We start from the raw sequence: 21,375 nt of genomic DNA on the forward strand, positions 1-21,375 counted from the left end.
TAAAGACGCCTTATCAACTGTTAATTGTTGTCGTGCTTGGTTTAATGCATTAGTTACATCTTTTGATGCACTTGTGTTGGTATTGATATCATCAACGGTTGGATTACCATTTAATACTTGTTCGATATCGCGAAGTTTTTCACGCGCAGCATTTAATTTATGATTATAATTTGCAACTGATTCTTGAGTCATACCATTTGTATCAGTTGTTTGGTTGATACTTTGCTCTAGTTCAGTTTTGGCCTGTTGTAAAGGTGCTTTATCAACTGTTAATTGTTGACGAGCTTGATTTAATGCATCTTTCGCAATGTTTGCTTCATTCGTATTTGAATTGATGTCTGCAACACTTGGTGTACCATTAAGTACTTGAGTAATAGAAGCAAGTTTGGCTTTCGCTTGTTCAAGTTTTTCATTATAAGCATTAACAGATGATTGTGTCATACCAGTTGTATTGGTAGGTTGATTAATACTTTGTTGTAACGCTTGTTTCGCAGCCTCTAATGGTGCTTTATCAGGTACTAAGTGTTGACGTGCGTCATTTAAAGCATCTTTTGTATTTGTTGCTTGGTTCACATTGTCATTGATTTGTGCAACAGTTGGATGATTATTTAAGACGCGATCAATCTCTTTTATATTTTCTTTTGCGGCATTTAATTTTTCATTATAATTGGCTACTGATTGATCAGTCATACCTGTTGTGCTTGTCACTTGATTAATATCATTTTCTAGATCAGCTTTAGCTCTTTCTAAAGGTGAGACATCAGGTGTTAAGTTTGCAATCGCTTGTTTCAATGTATTGTATTTATCTTCTACTTTTGCTTTTTCGTTTGCGATATCTTGTTCTGTTGCATCACCATTATTAATTACTTGTTGAGCTGCTTTTGATTCTGTTTGAGCAGCTTGTTTCGCTTGTTGATAAGCATTGATTGATTCAGTTGTCATACCATCTGTAGATACTGTTTGGTTAATCTCATCATCAAGTTTAGCTTTCGCAGTTTTAAGTTCACTATTATCCGCTAAAGGTTGTAATTGATTAATCGCTTGTGTAATACGTTCATTCACTTGGTTGACTTGTCTTAAAGCATCTTGAACTTCTTGAACAGTTCGAATTGGCTTATTAATAATAGCATCAGCATTTTGACGTGCTTGAGTTAAATCAGGCTTAAGAGCTTGCATCGCTTGGTTGTAAGCTGTGATACTAGCTGGTCTCATTCCTGATGTTGTACCAGTTCTATTAAGAAGTTGAGCTGCTTGTTGCAATGCTTCTGTATCAGCCGTTAAACCAGCTTTAGCTTTATTTAATTCAGCTAAAGCGTTGTCTACATTTTGTTTTTGTTCTGCGATTTGTTGAGCTGTTGCATCTCCGTTATCAATCACTTGTTGTGCTTTTGTGATTTCTGATTGAGCAGCTTGTCGTTTCGCATTGTAATTATCAATACTTTGTTGTGTCATGCCATCGAGTGAAGGCTGTTGATCAATAGAAGATTGTAAGTCATTTTTAGCTTGCACTAATTCATGATTGTCGGCTTTATTTTGTAGTAAAGCTTTGGCTTGATCAATTTTTGCTTGCGCTGCTTGAACAGTGTTTAATGCTTGTGTCACTTGTTCAGGTGATGCAAATTGATCTTGAATGACTTGGTCTGCTTGAGCTTTTGCAGTATTGATTTCATTTTGTGCATTTGTCATAGCATTGTTAAATTGAGTAATACTTGCAGGTGTTTTGCCATCAGTGCTAATAGGATCATCTAAATGATTTTTCGCTGAAATTAACTCGCGTTTGTCAGCTTTAGTAAAAATGGTTTCAGTAATTTGTTCTGTACTACCATCATCATAAGTGATTACCACTGGAATGCTTGTTGTACTACCACCAGCAAGATTAACAGGTAATGGTGTACCTGTTTTGATTGTTGCATTTCGTTTATTTAAAACTTGTACAGCATTATTAATATCTTCAGGTGTTACGTTAGAACCATAATCTTTCACAATTTGATTAATAGTGACAGAATGTGCATTTGGTATGTTATACGTATTTGTGTTTGTACTCTCTGAATTACCTGAGCCAGCTTTAGATATCATAGTAATATCACTATTAGGTTTAATCGTATTTGCATCGAAAGTTACTTTACCTGTCGCACTATCTACGCTTATATAACTTGGTTTATTAGCAATTGTCCATTGTCCATTAGACCCTTTTACAACTTGTAATGTTTTTGTCTGTTCGTTAGTATTACCTACATTTTCAATATAAGTAATATCTAGCGCTGTTGTTGGGTTAACAAGGTTATTTGGTGTGTTGTTAGGTGCGATGTCTACTTTGCCGTTTTCCCAAATGTGAGATGTAGCTTGATTAGGTTGAGGTGCTACAACTGTAAATATTTGACTCGGTTGTTCATCACTTATTAATTCGCCGTTACCTTGTGTTGCAATGACTTGAACATTGTCTGATGGACTAAATGTACCTGGTGCTATTGTAATGCCGCTAGTTGTACCTACAATACCAGTCACATTTTGCGCAGAAGTTTCTTTAGTCCAAGGGCTAGTATTATTATTACGAACAAATGTTGTGATAACTTGACCATTGTGTTTAATGACTAAGCGGTCCGCGTACGTATCAACTTGCCCTGTACGAGTATCAATGGCTTGGTTTGCACCTGGTGCTATTGTTATAACACCTTGTTTTGACTCGGAAATTTGAGGTGCAGTTGGTTGCACATTTCTAATGATAAATCGTACAGTTTGTGACGTTGCGAAAGGTTGTCCTTGATAAAATACATCATATTTCGCATTTAATATTTGAGCAGCATTTGGTTTAGTTAATGCATCCCAACTTTCAGTATTTGTACCTGTTGTAGCTTGGTTCCAACGATATGTGAAACCATCAGTTGGTAAACCGTTTTGATTCACAATATGTTGATATTGAGAGGCTTCAATACCTCGTGCGAAAGTTGTACCTAATGTTGTTGTATAGGCATTTGGACTAAAATCAAATTGATATACGTATAAACTCACTGGTACTTGAACAGGTGTAGCTACTCCAGGATAAGTGACATTAATGGTTAAGTTTTGAACGCCAGCTTGGTTTGTACTCGGTTGTGCTTGGTTTGCCCAATCTGCTGTTATACCACTTGTGTTGGTATTAGGATCAAATGTAATATAATGCATTGCTTCAGTACCTTGAGATAGTTGACCACCTTGTACCTCGCGCGTTGGTGCTTTAGCACGTGCGACTGGGTAAATGGTAACAGGTATATCTACATTTCGAGTACCTTGTCCATTCGGCAGTGTAACGACTGCTGTTTTAGTAAAGTTCCCTACATTATTTTTCCAGTTATCAGCATTATCTTGCCAAACAGCTGAAGCACCTTGAGGTAAATGGGCGATATATCTTGCTGCGCTACTAAAATCATTTTGTGCATCATCTTTGATGAAATGTGCACCTTCAGAGATTGCATGCAATTGCGGTGTTACGTGTACTGGGTTACTATCGAATGAATCGATTGTTATATCTTGTGTGACATCTTCAACTTGACCTTGACTATTTTGTGTTGTATAGGTGATATTTCGAGTTATTAAGCTTGTTCTGGCTTTGATTTCACCATCTGGTAATGCATCAGATACAACTACCACTGCATTATGACCTGGACCATAAGTTGTACGAGCAATCGCTAAACTTGTGCCATCGGATTTTAATAAAGTCACTGGTGATTGATTTAAAACATTGCTCACGTTGACTTCTTGATTGGTAAGACCTGCTTTATATAACACTGTATTAGAATCAATTCTAGGTGGATCTGGTCGTACACTTACTAAGAATCTAACGTTTTCACTTTGACCATTTGCATAAGTAACTCGAACTACTCTCGTTTGACTACCTACGATATGGAGGTTTGGTGGCATATTACCACTACCAACAAAGGAGAATCTCATATTTTGCTGATCATTATCCCAAGAATGATTAATTGGTTTGAGATAATCTTTAGGATTGTTTGGATTATCAATTCCAGGAATAGGTGTTACCCTACTCGTTACAAAGACTTGTTTTGGAATTGTTCTTACTACCATATAAGATGATTCTTTAACTATTGGTGTTGTTTCGCCATCAAATAAGATGTTAGCTCTAACTGTAATGGATTCACCAATACGCGTATTATTCTTGTCTGGTGAATTGTTTGGAAGCCAAGTAATGGTTGCATCTGGAACAGGATCACCACTCTCTAATGTAAAGAAATCATTCGGTGATGCACCCTTACCATTTGGGAAATCTTGACCTTGAATCGTATATTTTGGGCTAGCTATGACATTGTAGATGACATGTTTGACAGGAACAGTGATTGTTGATGTTGAACCGTCTGCATAAGTCACTGTTACTGTTGCTACAGGTGATTGATTAGATCTTCCGACATTACCAGTCACAACTTTACTTCTAATCTCATTTGCACCAGCTTTTGCATATGGTCGTGTTCCTGCGATATCAATAGTTGTTATACTATCAATAATCTTTTGTTGATCCGCTTGTGAAATTGCTGCGTTTTCACGAATATTAGTAATACGAATTGGATTTCCTACTGTTGCATTCGTTGTTACTTGATATTTATCTTTTAATGGTTTGACTGTGACGTTAAATGACTGATTAGTCGTGTTTCCACTTGTATCAGCTGCAACTATCGTAACGGTTTTATCACTACTTGAAGTGACATTTGGTGCTTGTAAAGTTACGGTTTGATTATTATTGCTAACTGTGCCATTTACTTGAGATTGAGGTGCTACTTGAACACTACCTAAAGCATAATTATCATTCGCGGTAATAGTATTGGTAAATGATTCACCAGAGTATACAGTATGGTCATTGTAATTTCCTACATTTAATGTTGGATTTACACTGTCACTCGGTACAAAATACACATTAATGACGTCTGTTGTGTTTGCTTGATTAGTATTAATCGCTTGTAAATATGCTGGTGGACCATATGGTGATAAGAATAATTGTGCTCTATATACAGGACTATTATTACCAGTAATCGTGTTGTTCTTAATCACATGATCTATTGTAAATGCTGGTACACCATTTCTAGCAGATTCATTCACATTGGTTAATGAAGAATTGGTTGTATTAGAACTTAAGTTTGAATACTTGATAGGTTGACCACCATAACCACGACTTGTTTCTACTAAATCTAAAGCTTGAATGATTTTACCGTTATATGTGAATTCACGTTGGCCAGCAGCATCTGGAGCTGTTAAAGAATAACCTACTGAATTATAGTTTGGTGTTCCGCCAGCTTCTGCTAATGCTTTTTCAGTACCTATAATATTTGTTCTCAAGCCAGGAATCGTTGTATTCGCTGTAATAAGTTTCAATACATCATTAGCATTAATTGTTCTACCACTTGTTGCATCATAACGATAAATTAATGATTTATGATCTTGTGACCATTGGAACCCTCCATCTGTTTGGCGACCAGGAATCGTTTGACTTGTCCAACCTACTGTGTAGTCATTCGGGAAATCGACCCATCTTAAGAAATTCATATTAGTCGCATTTGATGTAAATGATTTTTGTAATTTATCTTTAATGATATTTACCGTAATTGTACTTGTAGACAAACCGTTAAGTGTATTAGTAATGACGACATTGCTATCAGATAATTGAAGTTGACTTCTATTAGCGTTTATAAAGGCTTGCTTAATTTGTGCTTTCTCTTCATCTGTGACATTAAATGTTGAAATACGAAATACACGTTGATCACCTGTTGGTTGATTTACATCTACAACCTTTAATTTCAATGTTAAAGGTGCTTGGTCTTGTCTATAGGCATCATTAGCATTTAAACGATACGTATGTGTACCTACAGCAAATTGAGATACTTGTGCAGCATTTGGTAATGAATCAACTGCGGTAATATTAAATAATGTACCATCAGGTAAATCTGCACCGTTACTTAATGCAAAATATTGTTTTAAATCACCAAATTCAAATTGTTGACCTCTAGCAATTGTTACTGTTGCTTCTTTAGTATTGTTGCCATCAGCATATATTGATTTTCGAATAGGTTCATACGTAATCGCATTAGAAATAGAAATTCTGTCCGTTGACCCGTCTTTATAATTGAAGCTAATCATTTCTGTTGAAGGTATATTGATTGGACTTGAACTATCTAAATATTGGGTAATATTTGAATTAACGGCAGTTAAAGCTCTAATGACCTCTTTTTCCTCTGCACGAGTTAAATCTCCAGGATTGACTACATTCACCTTTTGAACGTTAGGTAATACAATTGGAGAGAAATCATTACTCATTTGACCAATATTAATTAAGATTTTCTTAGATTGGCGATTATTTGTTGTGTTATTGGCGTTATCAGTAGCACTAATTTTAAATCTGATTTGACTGTTGAATGGTTGATTATCAGATACAGTTCCTGTAATTCTAAGTGTACCGCCCTCACCATTTGAATTTCGTACAAACTCAGACGTCCATCCCTGTGGTAATCTACTAATATTTGTCGATTTAATTCCAGTACCATTTGCGCCGTCTGTAATATCAAGCGTAAAGTTGACTTGTTCACCTTTATAATACTTGTTTTTTAAACCTACAGGATTACCAATCGTTGGTGGTGTGTTGTCTGCCTGTACTTCAACCGCATTACTAAAATTAGACATAAGATTATCATTGTAATAAACGATTGCTCTAATGATACCGGTATTTGGTAAGTTCTGCACGAAGTCCTCTTGATTGAATGTCACACTATTACTAGTACTTGTTGGCGTTGCACTGCCTATAATGTCATAATTTCTCGGCACTGAAGCGGGGTCATTAGTTCCATCTTGTGCTAGATTTCCAGTGACAACTAAATAAACAAGGGCATTAGGATCTGCAGGTACATTAGAGACTGTGATAGTAGGTTTAGTGCCCCCTTTACCTCTTAACTGTTCAACAGTTGTATCAATATGAGGCGGTAATGGCTTGACTCTTATCTCGAAAGGTTGTTCTTTCTTACGTAAACGCACTGTACCTAGGTAATCACCAGGTGCTATATTACCGACTAATTCAAGGTTTCGTTCACTATTATTATTTGTTCTACCTGCTGCGTTTTCAATTCGGAGTGAGCTTGGGATACCAGTAATTTCCCAATCATTATCATTAAAATCTTCATTACTTGCTAATTGAATACGTAGTGGTTGAACATAGTTAGATGAGTTGCCACTGTTTGTATAACTATTGCCCATGTTTCCTTCTAATACATTAAAGATCGGGTGTCCTGCTGATTTAGATTCAGGCAAATCAGCACGGTTCTTTGGATCATTATTAGTGTAAAATCCAATATTATTTTGCAGTTCAGGTTTCACATATAAATACACTGACTTCAAGGTTTCTTCATTACCATATCCATCTTGAATATCGAATCCAATATTTAATTTAATAGGGTTACCAGTTCGACTAGCATTTGTTAGTGTATCGTTGTTGATAAGTTTATGAATTTCAAATTCATTTAATGGTGCCTTCCCTACTCCACGATAACGATTAGTAGGTAATGAAGGATCGTAGAAGCCACCTACATAGAGACTAGGTGTTTTGGCATAGCTCATCGGATCTGAAGCAAAGTCTTCTGAATTCTCATTATTCGAATCTAAAATATATTTTGTGACTTCTCTTCTTGCATTTAAATCGTAAATATCTTTTGTGTTGCCAAGATGATAAGTTCGGTTTATGCCTTCAGTAAATGTTTTTACTCGCTCTGTAAAAACATTTAGTGGTTCTACATATAATTCGTTAAAGCTAAATAATTGTCTGTATTCTAGTGCTCTACCACCTGCTGCATAATAAAATCGTTCGGCAGTATTACCTTGTGTTTTAAATTGTATTGTATAACTTGCATTACCTTTTCCTATAAAAGCATACAATCTATCTATACCATATATTTGATTTTTAAATTCACCATTTAATAAAGCAAAATTTTGTTCACCATTTGTTTTAGCTTCATCTGATGCATCTTGTTCATGTTGAAACTCAGGTGCTCTAGCAAACTCTTTAAAGTTCTTAATGTGAATCGTAGGTTCATCATAAAAGGTATAACCTGTAGGTGGGCCTTGCACAAAATTAGAGGCACGAGAACTATCGATACCACCTGCAGTTCGCCACATGGCAGGTAATGATTGTCCTTCTCCAGCACCAACACCTAAACTACTAATCTTATTTGAGTGGTCAGGGTTTTCGATAGTAAATCTAACTGGCCCTACTGGAACTTGTGGATCCGGTAAACCGAACCAAAAGACCATATGTTCATGCATTCTATGGCTTTGATTAAATTTAATTGTCCATTCATAGCCATCTTTTAATCTTTTCGTAGTGACATAGGCAATCCCTTTAGAGTCTGAAGCACGTAAAGGCTTCCATGGTGTATTTGGTAAGGCAAACGGTGTTCCTTTGTTTGCAGCATAAATATACGTACCAACTGGATAGCCTGAACCATCGTTTGGACTTTTTACGTAATAAGATGTGATGGCTGATTGATAACTTTCTGATGATTTTGGATCAGTAGAGCGTTCTTTTATTTCATGTTTACGTCGTTCTTGTAACTGACGCTTAGGTAAAGTACGCATGGTTGCTACTGCTTGTTCTAAGTCTTGATATGCAAGTTGTAAAGATTTTTCACTGATTGGATGATTGCTTCCAAGTAATGTATTAACTTTATCGAAAGCTTCCTTAACTTGGTCGAGCGTTGGTTGATCTACTTTATCTCTATCTATAAAGCGATAATCATGATAGTTTGCATCAAAGAAAGCTTGTAACGAATCTTTATTAATTTGAGTCGGCTGTTTTAAATCACTTTCTTGTTGCATGCTATTATGTGTTTCACTTTCTACATGCGCGGTTAACTTATTTTCTGTGTTATTTACTTCTGCGCTATGAGTTTGATTAATTTGATCTAAATCATTTGAATGATTAGAATTTGCTGTTTGATCTGTCGTTTGAATCGATTTATCATTATCTATTGAAACATTTTCTGTAGATTGCGTCTCTGTGTGTTCTGTATCAGCTTGAGACATCACCGTTTCTTTAGATGGTTGTTCAGAAGTTACAGATTCCTTGTTAGTTAGTTGGTTGGATGTTTGCAAATTGGAATCAGACTGCGAAATGTTTGTCCCCCCATCATGCTGCTGCAGCGTTTGTAGTGCATTCTTTTCTGTTACACTTAATTCATCAGCTTGTACATGAGAAGCGTTAAAACCTAAAAAGACTAACGTCGCAATGACTGTTGAAAACGTACCAACTGTATATTTACGAATACTAAACTTCTGTAATTTCTCACGATTATTCACAGCTATTGTTCACTCCTTATCTTGTTGTTGTGTCTCTGATGTTATAGTTGTGATAGGTATGTATGTCTGTTAATTAAGGTTATGATTTGATATATATTGATTCATTATCATTACTATGATTTCTCAAATATATGATAAAAAACAGACAAATCGACATACATCACAACATAATGTTGAACAATTTATTAACGTTCTATTTAATAATATCATAAATTTTATATAAGTGTAATTGGATATAGGATAAATTAAAATTATTTTAATTTAATTCGATTATAAAAATAAAAAGCGACTCATAGATTACCTTGTTTAAGATAATTGTATGAGTCGCTTTGTTTATGATTTTATAAATGGCTTGATATATATTTACCGGAAACGTATAGTTCATGTTCATTACAGATTGATAATATATGGTTAAGCGTAGTTGCAAATGCCATATCTTGGAACAATTGCGCACTATCGATAGGTACATTTGTATGAATTTCAGCTAAACGCTTTGATAAGTGTAGTTCATTTATATTGTCGTTAATTTTCTTTCTTTGGCCCGGTGTTAAGGCATCAATTTGATTAATTACCTCTTCAACACTACCATATTGTTGAATCAATTTGAGTGCAGTTTTCTCGCCAATACCTTTAACGCCTGCATAACCATCAGCTGTGTCACCCATAAACGCTTTGATATCGATCAATTGTTTCGGCGCTAATTCATATTCTTCATTAAATCGATGTAAGGTATATCGATTATAAATATTAAAGCCTTTCTTAATGAGCCATACTTCAACATTTTCGTTGATGCATTGTAACAAATCTCTATCGCCGGTAATAATATAAACATCGTTATCAGTGGAATAGGTTTGTGCTAATGTACCAATCACATCATCGGCTTCATAATTTGTCACACCGATATTAACGAAACCAAATTGTTCAGAAATCTCTTTGACATAGTCAAATTGTGGAATGAGCTCCTCTGGTGGTGCTGAGCGATTTTGTTTATAACCTTCAAACATGTCATTTCTGAAGGTTGATTGCCCCATATCCCAACAAACAGCTACATGTGTAGGTTGGATCTCGTGGATAGCTGAAAAGATATGACGTACAAACCCTTGAATTCCGTTAGTCGGAACTCCTTTTGAATTGTACATAAATTGATTGTGTAGACTCGTTGCGAAAAAATGTCTAAATAATAAAGCCATGCCATCGACGAGTAATACTTTATTAGGCATTTCGATTGTCCTTCTTTCTTAATATATAATTGCTTCGAGTTGTTGGTGCTTATCTTTAAGTTGTGAAATTAATGATTCGTCTAATTCAAATGATAATAATTCATTGATCTGACTTTGAATATTATCTTCAATGCTATTGAATTGTTGTTCTGCTTCATCAGACATTTGATCAACATATGTTTCAAGTTGTTGTCTTAAGCGACTAAAGTTAGGTTGAAGTAGTTCTAATGTACTTTGACAAATTGCTTCGTGAATATCTTTTTGAGCATTCGCATTTAAAATTTTACGTTTCGTTAATTGTTTAGGCAATTCAGCCATCATATCGTTTAAATCAATATGAAGCAATGGTTGATCGACAACATCTGGTTGTAAATTGAAGCGTGGATGTACAATAATATGCAATTGACTTAATTGTTGCAAGACAGGTGCAACTTGTTCGTCTAATTGTTGGTTAAAATATTTCTTGATTCTTTCAGTAATTAATGATTGCTCTAAAAACATTCTTTGATGAATTTGATCTAGATATATTTTAGTTGAATTTTTCTTTTCAGCATTGAAATCACTATTTTGTGTCATTTGACTGTTATAAACAGACTTAATATCATCCATTAACTGAAGCTTTAATCTTTGATTTAAATGATAGACTTGTTCTTCGACTTCATTATTCGTATGTTGGGTTGTAGTAGCAATTAATTGGTTTTCAAGTCTCTCTTTGTCTTTGTATGATTCTAATTTACGTTGACGTTTTGCGATATCATCTTTATTGGTTTCAAACTCTGAAATCATGTCTTGATAGGACTGATCAATTTGTTGGAGTTGGTGAATCATTTGTTGTTCTAAGATAGTTTTAGATTCTACATCGACGAAATGTTGAATGCTTTCTTTTAATTGATCCATACCCTCATCACTTGATTTTAATGCTTCACGACTAGACACACCAAATACTTCAGATTGTAATTGAACTTGGTTAAGTGCATCGGCAACATAATCTTTAACAGCATTAAGATCTTCATCACTTTCGGCTAAATCAACAGCATTAATAATCATTTTGAATGCTTGGTTTTCATTTAACTGATTCATATCTTTCATATGTTCAATGAATGCTTTGTCATTATCAGTAAATGAATGATTGAAATAACTGACGTATAAAATTAAGTCTGATGACGTAAGGATTTGTTCAGTTTCGTTTGTATGACGTTGGTTATTGGAATGTAAACCAAGTGAATCGACAACAATCTTACCTTTAAGCCATTCAACAGGTACTTGTAAATGTACTGTTTTAACGAAAGTTGCATATTCATCTTCGGCAGACCATTTTTTGACATCTTCTTGTGAAATGTGATGTACTTCCCCTTCTTCTAGCATATTGATATACATGTCGTAATGCTTTTCAACTGCTGAAATAAAGGCAAGTTGATTTTTTTCTAGTTTTGATTTTAATTGAGTAATATCGCTATTGATAAACTCATCTAAAGACGAGAATGACTGATTAAAGAACTCTAGTAATTGGTTAATCTCATCTAGTAATTGCTTTGATGATTTTAATGTAATGCTACTACTTTCCCCGTAAGTTAGTTCTGTGGTAGCTGCCGTTGTCGGATTTGGTGAGCTAACTAAGTAATTATCACCTAGTAAAGCATTTATTAAACTACTCTTACCTGCACTAAATGTACCGAATACACCAATCTTAGTGATTTTTTGGTCTAAACGCGTGAGTGTTTGTTTAATATCCGTTTGTGTACGCTCGAATAATGGAATATCTTCGATGATATTTAAAGCTTTTTCTATATCTACTTGTGAACGACTTAATGTGTCATCACTGGCTTGAATATGATCACGATGTTGATGATGTGTTGTATCATGTTCTTCTTTAATAGTGAAATTCGCTTCAGTGCGACCAGTTAACTTATCTAAAGAGTCTTCCAAATGTATATAGTAATGTTGATAATTGCGTGTAGTGATGGAGTCTTTTAAGTTATTTAATTCTAAGTATCGTTGATATTCATCTGATGTATCATTATCTTCAGTTTCAATCTCATTAGCTTGTACATGTTGAATAGCTTTTTCAAATAACGGATTCGATTGACGTTCAACAAATTGATTGATTGCTTTAACCACTTCATCTGAAAAAGTTAATACATACGTATTACTAATCGTTGTTTGAGGTTGATATAGTGATGAAACTAAATCATTTGGAATATCATATGATTGGTTAAGTATATGTTCGTTTATATTTTTTTGATTGATAAAACGCGTTAAGAATGACATGTCTTCGCGCATAGGTTGACGTATTTGAGTATTAATCTTTTCTTGAAGCATGCTGATGGCTTTATCTAAACGTTCAGTTTGTGCTTCCTCTTTCTTTTTAGCCTTATTAAAGAGTCCGCCTACTTTAAAGTCAGTAGCCTTACTTTCTAAATAAGAACGTAGTTGTTCGCGCATATCATGTGTCATAATATAGGCGTTTTCTAATATATCTTTACGTTTTTGTTTAAGGTACGCTTTTAATTTGTCTTTATCATTGAGTAGTTGTGCTTCTTCTGAAACGGCTTGTGTTTGTTGGAAATTTAAATAAGCTTGTTCAAACTCATCCTCTTCAATATTCAGGTATTCAAGTATACTTTGCATTTCATTTTGAATATATGAAAGTTGAGCATCTGTGATGAATGAAACAGTACGTTCCACATATGTTTCCATTGCCTCTCTATGCTTGTCTAAATACAATAGGTACTCTGATAATTCATCGATTTGATTTTTAGGATGATCGAATTTTGAGACGTAATATATATGTTGTAAATCGATGTCCCATTCATTGATAGATTTCTCAACTCTAGATTTGAATGTATCAAATGAAAGTTCATCATCATTATGTTTATCTATTTGATTAATGATAAATACTACTGGAATACCCACTTCATTAATTCTTTTCATAAATTGAAAATTAAGTGCAGATTGCACATGATTATAGTCAACAGTATAAAATAAAACATTACTCGTATACATAAATTGCTCAGTAGTTGTTTGATGTGTTGCGACATTAGAATCGACACCAGGTGTATCTTGGAATGTAAACCCTTTGTCGAATTTATCAGATTGGAAGTTAATCTCTACAGATTCTACATCTATATTTTGACGATTCATTTGTTTAACTTCATCATATGTTTTTAGCTTTGTGTATTGTTGGTTTGGCAAGTTTGCGATGATATCTTCTGTATCAGATACCGATACAATGGCTGTATTACTAGTAGTAGGTACTGGAGAGCTTGGTAGAATATCTTGCTCTAATAACAAGTTGATAAGTGTTGATTTACCAGCTGAAAAGTGACCAACAAATGATATTGTAAATTGATTTTTATATATTTTTTTAATCACTTGATTAATAGTATTTAGTAAAGCAGTGTTATTTGATTTTTCTACTTCTTTTTTTAATTTATATAAAATGTCTAACTGTTCTGTATGTGTCATGCGTATTAATCCCCTTTAGTTCAGTCAATAAAAAAGAAGAGATTAAGACAAAGTGATTTAAAATTCTATACCAAATTTTAATGTAAGTGACGTTGTCATAACCTCTTCTTAATAAGTCAGTTATCATAGATTATGATATTACTTAAAATATTATCATATATATCGTTTAAAACCTATGAATTTTAGGCAGGATTATTCAAACCATGAGGGTTTGTTGCCTTCAGTTCCTGGCTTAAATACACCGATATTCTCTTTTGAATGTAATTCAGGGTGCTTTGCAATTTGTACTGCTAAATTAGCGACACTTTTTCTTGATACTTCAGTACCTTCAAAATCCCCTTCTTTACTGCTGATTTCATATATATTTTCATTTTTATCTGTTAACCAACCTGGTCTAATAATTGTATAGTCTAAGTCGGATTGCTCGATTGTATCAGCTGCTTGACGGTATAAGTTTAACTTGTCTCCAAACTGTTGCTTATTCCATTCATTGAAAGCTTCTGGTAACTCATCGTAAATACCAGGTGCAGCAATTAAAATTAATCGTTTAATACCTTTAGCATCCATCGCTTTAACAATCGTTTCAGCGTGACGATTTAATGAGCCAGAGGTACCAGTAAAAACAATATCTATATTGTCTAAGGCTTGTTCTAAATCTTGTTGGTTCTTAGCATCGCCTTCAAAGACTGTAACTCTGTTTGAAGCGTAGTCAGGGATACGATGTGCATTTCTTAAGAACAGGTTCACATTAAAGTTTGAATTCTCTAAGAAAATTTTTGTCGCTTCGATAGCCACACGTCCATTTGCCCCAATAATTAAAACATTCTTCATATTAATTACTCCTCTCAATAATAATGATTATTATATTTATTAATTATAAAAGTAATTTAAATTAAAACACTCTTAATCCAACCTTACTACAGTTGAATTGAGAGTGCTAATGAATTGATTTGATTTTAATCATTATGATTCTTTATTGAGTTGTGGTTTCTTACCCCAATATTGATAATACGTACATTCGATATAGCCATTAAACAACTTACGGCGTTTTGTTGCTTTTTTATTAACTAAATGTTCGTATTCTTTATTACTTGTTAAGATATAAGTTGATAAATAATCGTGTTGTTTCATTAACTTACCAATATATCGATACATTTCTTCAACTTCGTCTCTATCACCGATACGTTCACCATAAGGTGGATTACCGATTAGTGCAATGGGTTCTTCAGTATCGATTGTTAATGTATTTACATCTTTTACACTGAATTGAATGATATCAGCTAATCCAACTTCTTCTGCATTGCGTTTTGCGATTTCAACCATCTCTGGGTCAATATCTGAGGCATATACTTGGATTTCTCTATCATAATTTGCGTGTTTGTCAGCTTCATCCCGCATATCGTCATAAATGTTTGGTGGCATAATATTCCATTCTTCAGATACAAAGTCTCTGTTAAATCCAGGTGCGATATTTTGTGCGATAAGACATGCTTCAATGGCAATCGTTCCTGAACCACAGAATGGATCGATAAGTGGTGTATCGCCAGTCCAATTAGCTAACTTAATCAAACTAGCAGCTAATGTTTCTTTAATAGGCGCTTCCCCTTGCGCTAAACGATAGCCACGTCGATTTAACCCTGAACCAGACGTATCAATGGTAAGAAGTGCTTTATCTTTTAATATGGATACTTCTACAGGATATTTTGCACCTGATTCGTTGAGCCATCCTTTTTCATTATATGCATGTTTAAGACGTTCTACGATTGCTTTTTTAGTAATAGCTTGGCAATCTGGCACGCTATATAAGGTAGATTTGACACTACGACCTTGGACTGGAAAGTTCCCTTGTTGGTCTATAATTGACTCCCATGGTAATGCTTTTGTTTTTTCAAATAATTCATCGAAGGTTGTTGCTTTAAATTGGCCCATGACAATTTTGACACGGTCTGCGGTACGTAGCCATAAGTTACATTTGACGATGGCGTTTTCGTCACCTTCAAAAAAGATACGCCCATTTTCTACTTGTGTTTCGTAACCTAGTTCTTGAATTTCTTTGGCTACGATTGATTCAAGCCCCATTGGACATACTGCTAATAATTGAAACATGCGTTGTTCTCCTTTTGGATTAATTTCGTTATGTTTATTCTAACAGAGTTAGATTTAAAATTTAATCATATAGTGTGATTCATTTCGGCTTATAGTTGATCATTTATAAATGTGAATACCGTTTATTGACATTAAAAAAGCTCTCCGTTGTATGGGAGAGCTAAACTAGTGGTGATATTTCTGTAAGCCATGTTCTGTTCCATTGTACTCATAACGTGCACTAGTCACACTGGTACGTTGGTGGTAACCATCTGTCTACACATAACAAATATATGCATGTGTCTCGTTTATACGTTGAATTCCGCTAAACAAGTGCTCCTACCTAATTTGGATTGCTCACTCGAGGGGTTTACCGCGTTCCACCTTTTATATTTCTATAAAAGCTACGTCACTGTGGCACTTTCAAACTATTCTAACCATATCAATTGACTTAGGTTATTTCGTTGCCGTCAAATTAATGCCTTGATTTATTGTTTCATCAAGCACGAACACTACAGCCATCTCAGACTGTGTGAGCATGGACTTTCCTCTATATCACTATAGCGATCACCCAAAATATCACCTTTGAGAGTATAACATAAAAAAAGGTTGAGACAAAGCATTTTCAAGTATGATAGCAACATCTTCATTATTAAAAAGGAACATGTGTCACAATACTTATCAGTTATATGATATAACGCATTGGCTTATATCACACGGATTGTCTCAACCGATTCATTTATTATTTCCCAAATACTGCTTTTTCTAAATTAGAAATACGTTTTAAAATATCAACATTATTTGATGATGCATTGTTAGAACCATTTGAAGAAAAGTTTTTATTCTCTTGTGGTCTAGTTGTCGCTACGCGTAATCTTAATTCTTCAAGTTCTTTTTTCAGTTTGTGGTTTTCTTCTGAAAGTTTTACAACTTCGTTATTCATGTCTGCCATTTTTTGATAATCTGTAATAATATCATCTAAAAAAGCATCTACTTCTTCTCTTCTATAGCCACGAGCCATAGTTTTTTCAAAATCTTTTTCATAAATATCTTTCGCTGATAATTTTAATGAAACATCTGACATTTTTTCCACCTCATTCGAAACTTTGATCTTGAGACCACTGCAAGTCGTTGATGAATTCAGTGAGTTCATCAAACGTCACAATATCACAAGTATAGTTTGTTTTTTCCATAAAATCAACTAACATCGATTTGAAGAATTTAGGACTCGCTTCTTGTTCTTCATCGTATATTAATAATGTTTGGTCAGTATGGTCTAACATAAATTGGTCCGCCCGTTTAAATTGGAATGGCCCTTGATATTCTGAATGAAATACGCTTTCTAAGAAATCTGCTTGATTAATCATATTTATGTATTTCGTTTGATTTTGTTCATTCCATTTAGATGTATGACCTTCAAAAGGTGTAATAACACCTAATTTAAGTTCAGGATATGTTTCTTTTAATTCAATCACGACTTCTGCTGACCATAATTCTATTCCCATCTGCCCTTGAATTAATACCCATTCTAATCCTTCATCTAATAATTGTTTGATTTTATGTTTTATAAATTCCTTTAAATAGTAAACTTCAGGTGCATCATCTTTGAATATATTTAATTCATAAGATTTATACCCTGTGATATAAACATTTTTAACCATAATTTCCCTCTTTAAACATGTTTATTTAAAATATTGTTCAAATCATATTGTACTGCTTTTATTTTTTCAGTGAAAAGTTTTCTACTTGTACGCTTAAAATGGCATTCAACGGATAATTCTTCTATATTCTTAATTAATAAGTCTAATTTTGGTTTATTCATATAAGTAGTATCAATGAGTGATTGCTCATATGGTTTTAGTTGATCTAGTAGTGAATCGATATGTCGAACATAAGGTTCAACCACTTTGTGAAAGTCTTTGTCTTCGTCATATTCTCTAACTTGTTCGTAAATGTCATTCATATGATTGACTTCCTCTATTAACTGTCGAATAGTATCTAGCATCTAGTTGCCTCCTACATGACTAATTTATCATAATGTTCTTAAAGCGTCATATCAAAGTGTTTAATAATGGACAAAAGCCAGAAAATATTATCAAAGTTGATATTAATTTATGATTTTTACATTAGAGCATTAATGACATGCTATTAAAATGATAGAAAGATTGTCGATATACATGGAGATAAATGTGATTGTTTTTATTGTTTATTTGATAAAAGCACGTTAAAATAAGGTTTGATGTATTTTTGGTTAGTTAAATATACATTAATTTTATAAAAGTTTGGTAAATCGTAAATTGTTGTGTATAATAATTGCAGTTTACTACCAAGCTTGTGTGGTGAAATATATGAATTATCCTAATGGTCAACCATACAAAGAAAATAAGTCTTTGGACGGACGCAAATCGACGTCAAACTCAAGTAATATTGAGTATGGCGGACGAGGTATGTCACTTGAAAAAGATATAGAGCATTCTAATGCTTTTTATTTAAAGCGTGGCATCGCAGTCATTCACAAGAAACCTACGCCTGTACAGATAGTGAATGTTCATTATCCAAAAAGGAGTAAAGCTGTGATAAATGAAGCTTATTTTCGTACGCCTTCAACAACTGATTATAATGGTGTTTATAATGGCTATTATATTGATTTTGAAGCAAAGGAAACGAAGAACAAAACATCATTTCCTTTGAATAATATTCATGATCATCAAGTGGATCATATGAGAAACACATACCAACAACACGGTATTGTTTTTTTAATGATAAGATTTAAATCACTTGATGAAGTATATCTATTACCTTATTCTAAATTTGAATTCTTTTGGGATAGATATCAAAAGGATATTAAAAAATCAATAACAGTTGATGAAATACGAAAAAATGGTTACCATATTCCTTATCAGTATCAACCTAGATTGAATTACCTCAAAGCAGTTGATAAGTTGATATTAGATGAAAGTGAGGACCGCGTATGACGGAAAACAAAGGGTCTTCTCAGCCTAAGAAAAATGGCAGTAATGAGAAGTCCGACGAAAAAAAGAATAGAAATGTGAAGAGAACGATTATTAAGATTATTGGCTTTATGTTTATTGCCTTTATTGTTCTATTGTTGCTCGGTATCTTACTATTTGCATATTATGCATGGAAAGCACCTGCTTTTACAGAATCTAAGTTAGAGGATCCAATCCCTGCTAAGATTTATGATAAAAATGGTGACTTAGTCAAGACGTTAGATTATGGTCAACGTCACGAACATGTCAATCTCAAAGATGTACCACAAGGTATGAAAGATGCCGTATTAGCTACTGAAGATAATCGCTTCTATGATCACGGTGCTTTAGACTATAAACGTCTATTCGGTGCAGTTGGTAAAAACTTAACTGGTGGATTTGGTGCACAGGGTGCTTCAACTTTAACGCAACAAGTTGTTAAAGACGCATTCTTGTCTCAACAAAAATCTATCGGTCGTAAAGCGCAAGAAGCTTACCTTTCTTACCGTTTAGAACAAGAGTATAGTAAAGATGAAATCTTCCAAGTTTACTTGAATAAGATTTACTACTCTGATGGTGTAACTGGTGTTAAAGCTGCTGCTAAGTACTACTTTAATAAAGATCTTAAAGATTTAAACTTAGCTGAAGAAGCATACTTAGCTGGTTTACCACAAGTACCTAATAATTATAATATTTATGATCATCCTAAAGAAGCTGAGAGTCGTAAAGATACAGTGCTATATTTAATGCATATGCATAAGAGAATTAGCGACAAAGAATATGAAAAAGCTAAGAAAATCGATCTTAAAGCTAATTTAGTTCAAAGAACTGATAAAGAACGTCAAAATACGACTGAAGAAAAAGATCCTGAATTAGCATCTTATGTGAACTTTGTTAAATCAGAATTAATGAATAACAAACATTTCAAAGATGAAAACTTAGGTAACGTTCTTCAAAGTGGTATTAAGATCTATACTAATATGGACAAAGACGTTCAACAAACGCTTCAAGATAAGATTAATAATGGTAGCTTCTACAAAAATGATGACCAACAAGTTGGTGCCACTATTTTAGATAGTAAAACTGGTGGTTTAGTAGCTATTTCTGGTGGACGTAATTATAAAGACGTTGTTGACAGAAACCAAGCTACAGATGCTCACCCTACTGGTTCATCACTGAAACCATTCTTAGCTTATGGTCCAGCAATAGAAAATATGCATTGGACAACAAACCATGCGCTTCAAGATGAATCATCATATCAAGTTGATGGATCAACATTCCGAAACTATGATACTAAGAGTCATGGTACAGTAAACATCTATGATGCTTTACGTCAAAGTTTCAATATTCCAGCCTTAAAAGCATGGCAACAAACAAAAGAACATGCTGGTAATGATGCACCTAAGAAATTCGCATCTAAAGTTGGTTTAGATTACGAAGGTAAAATCGGACCTTCTGAGGTATTAGGTGGTTCTTCATCTGAATTCTCACCTACTCAATTAGCATCAGCATTTGCTGCAATTGCTAATGGTGGTACGTATAACAATGCACATTCAATTCAAAAAGTTATCACTCATGATGGCGATACGATTGAATATGATCATACAAGCCATAAAGCAATGAAAGATTCTACAGCATACATGTTAGCTGAAATGCTTAAAGGTACTTTCAAAGCTTACGGTTCTGCTTATGGACACGGTGTATCTGGCGTTAATATGGGTGCTAAAACAGGTACAGGTACTTATGGTGCTGAAATTTATAGTCAATATAACTTACCTGATAATGCAGCCAAAGACGTTTGGATTAACGGATTCTCACCTCAATACACTATGTCAGTGTGGATGGGCTTCAACAAAGTTAAAGAATACGGTACAAACTCATTCGTTGGACATTCAGAACAAGAATATCCACAATACCTATTCGAAGACGTTATGTCAGACATTTCATCTAGAGATGGTAAAGACTTTGAAAAACCAAGCTCAGTTGAAGGTAGCGATCCAGACTCATTATCTGTTAGTGGTCACCCTGACAACGATACTACTAATAAGAGTACGCATGGTGACGGCGATTCTTCATCATCTAACAGTAGTAACACAAACGGATCAAATGGTTCATCAAATAGTTCAAATGGCAGTTCACAACAACAAGGTACTAGCTCACAACAACAAAGTGGCAATGCCTTAACTCGTCTATTCAGTTTTAATGCGATATTTAACAATAAAGCATCATAACTCATAGACGAAAAGCACAAACCTTACAACAAGGTTTGTGCTTTTTTTATGTTCGAATATACA

At 34.1% G+C, this 21,375-nt stretch carries 9 protein-coding genes, 1 other RNA gene and 2 pseudogenes; 2 read left to right on the plus strand and 10 right to left on the minus strand.

The window, feature by feature from the left end; translation table 11 throughout:
- Positions 1-9: 9 nt before the first annotated feature.
- From ebh to AC2D8K_RS00815, 10 genes and pseudogenes are all read right to left on the minus strand, one after another.
- Positions 10-9,048: pseudogene (gene ebh / locus AC2D8K_RS00770) on the minus strand (hyperosmolarity resistance protein Ebh); the annotation flags it as partial.
- Between the two features lie 213 nt (positions 9,049-9,261).
- Positions 9,262-9,321 (minus strand): annotated as a pseudogene (locus tag AC2D8K_RS00775) (YSIRK-type signal peptide-containing protein); the annotation flags it as partial.
- A gap of 341 nt (positions 9,322-9,662) precedes the next feature.
- A complete protein-coding gene (locus AC2D8K_RS00780) occupies positions 9,663-10,541 on the minus strand; it encodes a 5'-3' exonuclease (RefSeq protein ID WP_002451163.1) in 879 nt (292 codons plus the stop codon).
- An 18-nt stretch (positions 10,542-10,559) separates the two neighbouring features.
- Positions 10,560-14,006: a dynamin family protein gene (locus tag AC2D8K_RS00785; RefSeq protein WP_002451162.1), complete on the minus strand. Its 3,447-nt coding sequence runs from the start codon at positions 14,004-14,006 to the stop codon at positions 10,560-10,562.
- A gap of 192 nt (positions 14,007-14,198) precedes the next feature.
- Entirely contained in the window at positions 14,199-14,837 is a 639-nt protein-coding gene (locus AC2D8K_RS00790) for an SDR family oxidoreductase (RefSeq protein WP_002451161.1), read from the minus strand.
- A 132-nt stretch (positions 14,838-14,969) separates the two neighbouring features.
- Positions 14,970-16,112 carry a THUMP domain-containing class I SAM-dependent RNA methyltransferase gene (locus tag AC2D8K_RS00795; RefSeq protein ID WP_002451160.1) on the minus strand — a complete coding sequence of 381 codons (1,143 nt, stop codon included), beginning with the start codon at positions 16,110-16,112 and terminating at the stop codon, positions 14,970-14,972.
- A gap of 178 nt (positions 16,113-16,290) precedes the next feature.
- Positions 16,291-16,670: RNase P RNA component class B (rnpB, locus tag AC2D8K_RS00800), an RNA gene on the minus strand.
- Positions 16,671-16,833: 163 nt separating this feature from the next.
- Positions 16,834-17,175: a cell division regulator GpsB gene (gene gpsB, locus AC2D8K_RS00805; protein WP_002451159.1), complete on the minus strand. Its 342-nt coding sequence runs from the start codon at positions 17,173-17,175 to the stop codon at positions 16,834-16,836.
- 10 nt (positions 17,176-17,185) lie between these two features.
- Positions 17,186-17,752 carry an SLOG family protein gene (locus AC2D8K_RS00810; RefSeq protein WP_002451158.1) on the minus strand — a complete coding sequence of 189 codons (567 nt, stop codon included), beginning with the start codon at positions 17,750-17,752 and terminating at the stop codon, positions 17,186-17,188.
- An 11-nt stretch (positions 17,753-17,763) separates the two neighbouring features.
- Complete coding sequence (locus AC2D8K_RS00815; protein WP_002451157.1) at positions 17,764-18,096, minus strand: DUF1798 family protein; 333 nt, start codon at positions 18,094-18,096, stop codon at positions 17,764-17,766.
- 343 nt (positions 18,097-18,439) lie between these two features.
- Between AC2D8K_RS00815 and recU the strand changes: the two genes are divergently transcribed.
- Entirely contained in the window at positions 18,440-19,066 is a 627-nt protein-coding gene (recU, locus tag AC2D8K_RS00820; RefSeq protein ID WP_002451156.1) for a Holliday junction resolvase RecU, read from the plus strand.
- Complete coding sequence (locus AC2D8K_RS00825) at positions 19,063-21,312, plus strand: transglycosylase domain-containing protein (protein WP_484697825.1); 2,250 nt, start codon at positions 19,063-19,065, stop codon at positions 21,310-21,312. Before recU ends, AC2D8K_RS00825 begins: the two co-directional genes overlap by 4 nt.
- Positions 21,313-21,375: the final 63 nt, after the last annotated feature.

Source organism: Staphylococcus sp. 510, from assembly GCF_057219715.1.

Excerpts from the sequence above, each read along its gene's own strand:
- AC2D8K_RS00780 (WP_002451163.1), bottom strand. The coding sequence starts at position 10,541 with ATGCCTAATAAAGTATTACTCGTCGATGGCATGGCTTTATTATTTAGA.
- AC2D8K_RS00785 (WP_002451162.1), bottom strand. The coding sequence starts at position 14,006 with ATGACACATACAGAACAGTTAGACATTTTATATAAATTAAAAAAAGAA.
- AC2D8K_RS00790 (WP_002451161.1), bottom strand. The coding sequence starts at position 14,837 with ATGAAGAATGTTTTAATTATTGGGGCAAATGGACGTGTGGCTATCGAA.
- AC2D8K_RS00795 (WP_002451160.1), bottom strand. The coding sequence starts at position 16,112 with ATGTTTCAATTATTAGCAGTATGTCCAATGGGGCTTGAATCAATCGTA.
- gpsB (WP_002451159.1), bottom strand. The coding sequence starts at position 17,175 with ATGTCAGATGTTTCATTAAAATTATCAGCGAAAGATATTTATGAAAAA.
- AC2D8K_RS00810 (WP_002451158.1), bottom strand. The coding sequence starts at position 17,752 with ATGGTTAAAAATGTTTATATCACAGGGTATAAATCTTATGAATTAAAT.
- AC2D8K_RS00815 (WP_002451157.1), bottom strand. The coding sequence starts at position 18,096 with ATGCTAGATACTATTCGACAGTTAATAGAGGAAGTCAATCATATGAAT.
- recU (WP_002451156.1), top strand. The coding sequence starts at position 18,440 with ATGAATTATCCTAATGGTCAACCATACAAAGAAAATAAGTCTTTGGAC.
- AC2D8K_RS00825 (WP_484697825.1), top strand. The coding sequence starts at position 19,063 with ATGACGGAAAACAAAGGGTCTTCTCAGCCTAAGAAAAATGGCAGTAAT.